5 protein-coding genes and 1 pseudogene are annotated in these 5123 nt (G+C 38.8%); 2 read left to right on the plus strand and 4 right to left on the minus strand.

Features of this window, described 5'->3' with window-relative positions; genetic code table 11:
- Positions 1-24 precede the first annotated feature (24 nt).
- From Q1A70_RS18795 to Q1A70_RS18810, 4 genes are all read right to left on the minus strand, one after another.
- Positions 25-750 (minus strand): hypothetical protein, encoded by a 726-nt coding sequence (locus Q1A70_RS18795; protein WP_299695331.1) that lies wholly within the window; start codon positions 748-750, stop codon positions 25-27.
- 440 nt (positions 751-1190) lie between these two features.
- Positions 1191-2186, minus strand: a complete 996-nt coding sequence (locus Q1A70_RS18800; protein ID WP_299695328.1) for a DUF5677 domain-containing protein — start codon at positions 2184-2186, stop codon at positions 1191-1193.
- 64 nt (positions 2187-2250) lie between these two features.
- Complete coding sequence (locus Q1A70_RS18805) at positions 2251-2871, minus strand: hypothetical protein (RefSeq protein ID WP_299695325.1); 621 nt, start codon at positions 2869-2871, stop codon at positions 2251-2253.
- A gap of 269 nt (positions 2872-3140) precedes the next feature.
- Positions 3141-3491 carry a hypothetical protein gene (locus tag Q1A70_RS18810; protein ID WP_299695322.1) on the minus strand — a complete coding sequence of 117 codons (351 nt, stop codon included), beginning with the start codon at positions 3489-3491 and terminating at the stop codon, positions 3141-3143.
- 971 nt (positions 3492-4462) lie between these two features.
- On the opposite strand from Q1A70_RS18810, the gene Q1A70_RS18815 reads away from it, so the two are divergent.
- Positions 4463-4717 carry a YkgJ family cysteine cluster protein gene (locus Q1A70_RS18815; protein ID WP_299695334.1) on the plus strand — a complete coding sequence of 85 codons (255 nt, stop codon included), beginning with the start codon at positions 4463-4465 and terminating at the stop codon, positions 4715-4717.
- 100 nt (positions 4718-4817) lie between these two features.
- Positions 4818-5045: pseudogene (locus tag Q1A70_RS18820) on the plus strand (aquaporin); the annotation flags it as partial.
- Positions 5046-5123: the final 78 nt, after the last annotated feature.

Consider the following 5123-nt stretch of genomic DNA (forward strand, 5'->3'; position numbering starts at 1 on the left):
GAAACTCAGTGCATTGTTTAAGAATTAGGCAACTATGGACCAGGCATGTCTTCTATCTGAATTAAGCAACAAAACCGAAAACCTACTATTAATCATCAACTTGGTGATTGAATCTTTAGCATAAAGAAACTTTTTATCATTCTCGTCTAATTCTCTAACAAGACTAAAGTAAGCATGTTTAGCCTGAGCTTTGTTTGGCTTTGATGCATGTGGATATAAACTCTTGTACTTTTCCTCACTACCAAAATCTTCGGTAGTAAAATGACTTGTACATCGATGTTTGTCAGGATGAGAAGAAATAATACTATTAATTGTATCTAAAACATCATTATTTAATAACATTGCTTTATCTTCAGGAAAATTTGTTAAATCCCCTGAGCACAACTCTTTCAAATGATCAAAGTCTTCACAAATATAGTAGTTAACTGAAAAATCGTGATCTAGAGATTCTTCATACATAAAAACCTCATGTTCTTGTTTTCTCACCAACCTCAATAGATAAACCGACATTGAAACTAATGCTAAACCGATAAGTGCCAAAGTGCTATTTGTGGCTTCACCTGCTTCAATATTGATTGCAAAACCATCAGTTATTAATTGAAATTTTACTAAGACACTCAAGATACTGGGAGTAAGCAATCCAAGCCCAGCTGTAAGCAGAAGTAGGATGAACTTATTGTGAAACTTGGGATTGATTATCGAGTTTAATTTAGTCAGTAAAATTTGACTGATTTGTTCTTTTAGTTTCAAGAAAACCTCTATTAATTAATATGCAGCTGTCGAAGAAAGGCTAACAATTTATTAGATCACCAAAGTGGGGTGATTAAACATCCCACTTTGGGATTTTTCATGTATTTAACGAACGCTACTTTCTAACATAACTTTATGTTTTTATGAGGATATCATGGTTCACGCTAAAAGCAGTAACAAGAAAATGCGTTAAAATGGGGCATTTCCATACACTTCACGTTTGGCATTAGGAAATCTATGGGAAGCTCTCAATGTAATAGTGAGTGGGTTTAGTTTCGTCAACAAGAAACGGGGCACTTTCAAGCTAGAAAATGCCACGGGTAAAAATTCAACCTGAGAAGTTCTTGGACATAAATGAGATAGGGTGTCCGAGCTGAAGTTGGTTAGTCAAATTAGCTTTCTTAGGGTGAAACATCCATGCTATTACTATAGTCGTTTTGTTATGTTGACTTTTCGACGCTCAAGAAAGCTTCCCCAACTTCTTTCACGTAATTCTCAATTATTTTCATAAACAAAGTAGAATCGGCATAATCTAAACCAGTATCGCTCTCTTCTATATAAGTTGTCAGAAATACAGACGTAATTTGAGCCAAAGCAATAGCAGTGAAATGAGCAGGCTCTGTAAGGCCAGAGTTGGACTGACCACAAAGTAACAGGTCTTCTTTTGCTTCATTCATTCCATATAAAGAAGCCATTTCATAATAGTCAGCATGTATGTTACGGCTGGCTAGTTTGTAGTTATGAGACCATTTATCTAGTTCTACGAACTCTCTCAATTTGTCGATTTTTTTGTAACCAGTATGCTCCCTAGCCCAGTGCCACCCAGAACGACCTTGTGTAATGCTGCTTTTAAGTTCAGTGTAGAATCCTGCTTCTTGATCAGAAAAGGTTTCTTGCCCCATAGCATCAGCCGTTTTGCGATGCTCCTCAATTCCTTCTACCGTTTGTACCATACCGTGCTTAATATAATCGATGGCCGCTACACGACCACACTTTTTAATAACTAAGCACGTAACAACAATCTCATATAAAGTACGCCAACGTGCTAAGGCTGCATCGGGGTAACCACCCTCTAGCAAGTGAATGATTTCCCCAGTTATGCGACACGCATGAGCATGCTGCCTCATGAGAACGCCTATTAACTCATCAGTTTCATACTTGGGTATTTGGATAAATTGCTGCTGAAAGTTCATACCCGCTTGTAAGCAAGTTTCTCGTAAAGCATGTAGCTTTCTAAAACCAAGGGCCCAACGCTCACGGTTCCTTTTTAAGAACGCATCGTGTTCTAACATCACACGCTTAACATTCACTTCTTCTTGCTCATTTGTATCTTCTATCAGAACCGATGCTGCAAGCTCAATAACAGATTCATACTCAGCCTCATTGTCACTTTCTCGAAGTTTTTGTTCCGCTAGTTTTAATAGTTCTTCGAACATTGGGACTCCTAAGTTTTGAGCGAAGCGAAAACGGCAAGCGTTACGAATCACTCTTAAATGCTGGTTACATGTTTTTTCGGATGTTCTTAATCCAACGAAATGCAGCATTCAAGTTTAAACCAATGCCCATAAAGTTAGGCTTAACATCAATTATATCTTCGCTTGGTGAAGCTTTATCACTTACGACAGTCTTTCCTCTATGCAGAATAGCTTTCACCTCGGCATCAATGTTTTTGCGGTACCTTTCAATTGTGCCGCTCACTTCTTTTAAGTCTTCAGGTTTCGGAAACCCACGCCCTTTCAAGCGCTGGTCAGTTTTAGCAATCTCATTCCATAATCTACTAACCATAACTTTCAATAAGTTCCCTGCTTCATTGACATACTCTTCAGGGTTCAAGCCTTTGTTGTGGCAAGAATCTTCGACTTCAGAGAGGACTCGTGGTATTTCATGATCAAAAAATGGTTGAAAATAATGCCAATAAGCTCTCTCAGGAGCACCTTTATATCTTATGCCTTTGTACGAAATTTTCTTCTTGAAGTAGTCTTCGATTTCAAGTTCATTCATAGCCGAAAACATCGCCCATTTTTGAATACGCTCGAAGATGTCTTTATCAAGAAGCTCAACTTTTCGCTTTGTTTGTGGGTAAAGCGTTGTAAGCTCACCATTCAAAAATAACAATTCCACCTGAAATCCTTGATACATTTAACGTTCATTAACTGACAAATTGCCGTCTTCTATCCTGCATAGTGCAGCCATTCTCATAATGACTCAACTGATAATCAATAAGTTATGCTACATGAAGGAAGATTGGCTGCATTATGTCACGGGGTGTTGAATTATCGCTCAGTCGGATAAGTTTGAGTAGGGTAAACACAGTTAGCAAAATATAAATGAGTAAAAGGTCTAACGTATAATGGGACAAAATCTTGTATGGCAAAGCCAAATTAGAAGTGTCACAGTAAATATTTCTGCAATATAAATGCAAGTAATGTAGAAACGACTGCCGCAACAATATTACTTTCTAGCACACTTTTAAGCTTGGGATCACTACTCGTTGTGACCAGTATGTTGTGAGTACCAACCTGTACAGCTTCTGAATTTACATTATAGGTATTGTTCACTAGTTCCCCACTTTGCTTTGTGTCGGTGTATTCAATATTAATCGGATTGTCCTCATGAAAGGAGGGCAAAGGAGAGCTGCAAGTCATGCAAGTTCTGTCCATAAACTTAAACTGGTTACTTAAACCACTGTTGGTAATTTTTTCGATAGAACCAAACTGCTTGCTTAAATCATATTTATTCATAGCCCAAGTTAATCCTTTCTGACGTCTTTTGTTTAACTATCAGATAAGTTATCACATTGAATCATTAACCGTTTGTGGGGTACTTCCATCTTAAGGGGGAATGTGCAAATAAAATCAGATACTTATGGATAGTAATGATTGATAAGAAAAATTTAAAAAAATCTTCGAAGACGATGATGGGAAGGAACAAAGGTGATTTAGGCAACTGCGAAGGATTTATTCCTAGTTGCCAGCACGGAAAGGGGCACTTCCAAGTTACGAAGTGCCTATGGACAGAGGCTAACTAGAACTATTGCGTTGGTTTAGTGGTACGGTGAATTTGGCCACCTGATTAGAGGTGTTAAGATATCACATCGAAGCTATATCGTGATGTTCGCTCAAACAAAGAACCCTGAAGTAAGGGAGAAACTCTTGCCATAGCTATTTCAAGGCGATCAAGCCTGTCTCCGCAGGATCGTTTCTGTCAACCTCATCTTTTAGCCCTCTGATCAGCTTTCTTTTCAATTCTTCTGTTGGGTTCTGTTTCAACATCTGAATGATTAATTGAATTCTAGGAGCCAAGCTATGAAGGTCTTCGGGGGGATAGTTTATGAGTTTGACTCTATTATCTCCAAAACCACATTCTCGTTGATTCTAACACGTCTTTCATTGATAAAAGCACCGCCTATATTCCCTGATATCGCTGCTCCAGATGGTAAGTTTAATAAGCCTGAATAAGCGAGGGGCTGGGAATCAACTTTGGCTACTTCTTCCCAAATGGAGTGTAACCTTTTCACTATCACTTATTTGCTGCTTGTACTCATAGAACTCGTGGACGAGCTACTCAGACGACAAGTTCAAGAAAAACCGTCACACAATGCTGAGTAGTTTTAGAAATATCGCATAATAAATCGACTCCAAAGCCTCAGACTTTTTGGATTTCTTCAGATTTTTAGAAATTTAAGAGATAAGTACAAACAACCACTTAGAAAATTTCTAAGTATACAAAACAAGGGTATACTTTATGTTGTATCGCTCCAAGTATTACATCTGCTATTCCGGGAATGCCTAATGGTAAACCTGCTGGCGTACGCTGCATCCAATTAAATGAGCAAGATCTATGCAAATTATTTGGTCAGCCTTCACGCCCGAAGGTATGTCACCAGTTCAAAGCCTGCCCTGTCATTTGCGGTAAAACCGACCAACAAGCGCTTGATAACCTGATCGAGTTAGAAGCTATTACCTAAGATTATCCAACCTTTTCTTCCTCCTATATACACAAGATCTCACAAATCTGCGAAATCTAAACTATCTTATTGATACTGGTTCAGATTGATAAGGATCGTTATGAATAGGTATATCGCAGAAATGTTCGGTACATTTTGGTTGGTGTTAGGGGGTTGTGGTAGTGCCGTCTTAGCCGCTGCTTTTCCCGATGTCGGTATTGGCTTGCTCGGAGTCTCTCTTGCCTTTGGTTTAACCGTACTCACCATGGCTTTTGCTATCGGCCATATATCCGGCTGTCACCTCAACCCTGCAGTTACAATAGGTCTTTGGAGCGGTGGTCGCTTTGATGGTAAGCGTCTACGAACCGACTCATTGACTTTCTAATATCAACACAGATACCGCCAACTAAGGCGGTATCTGTCATTC

This window comes from uncultured Vibrio sp. (assembly GCF_947488985.1).
Lineage (GTDB): Bacteria > Pseudomonadota > Gammaproteobacteria > Enterobacterales > Vibrionaceae > Vibrio.

Excerpts from the sequence above, each read along its gene's own strand:
- Q1A70_RS18810 (WP_299695322.1), bottom strand. The coding sequence starts at position 3,491 with ATGAATAAATATGATTTAAGCAAGCAGTTTGGTTCTATCGAAAAAATT.
- Q1A70_RS18800 (WP_299695328.1), bottom strand. The coding sequence starts at position 2,186 with ATGTTCGAAGAACTATTAAAACTAGCGGAACAAAAACTTCGAGAAAGT.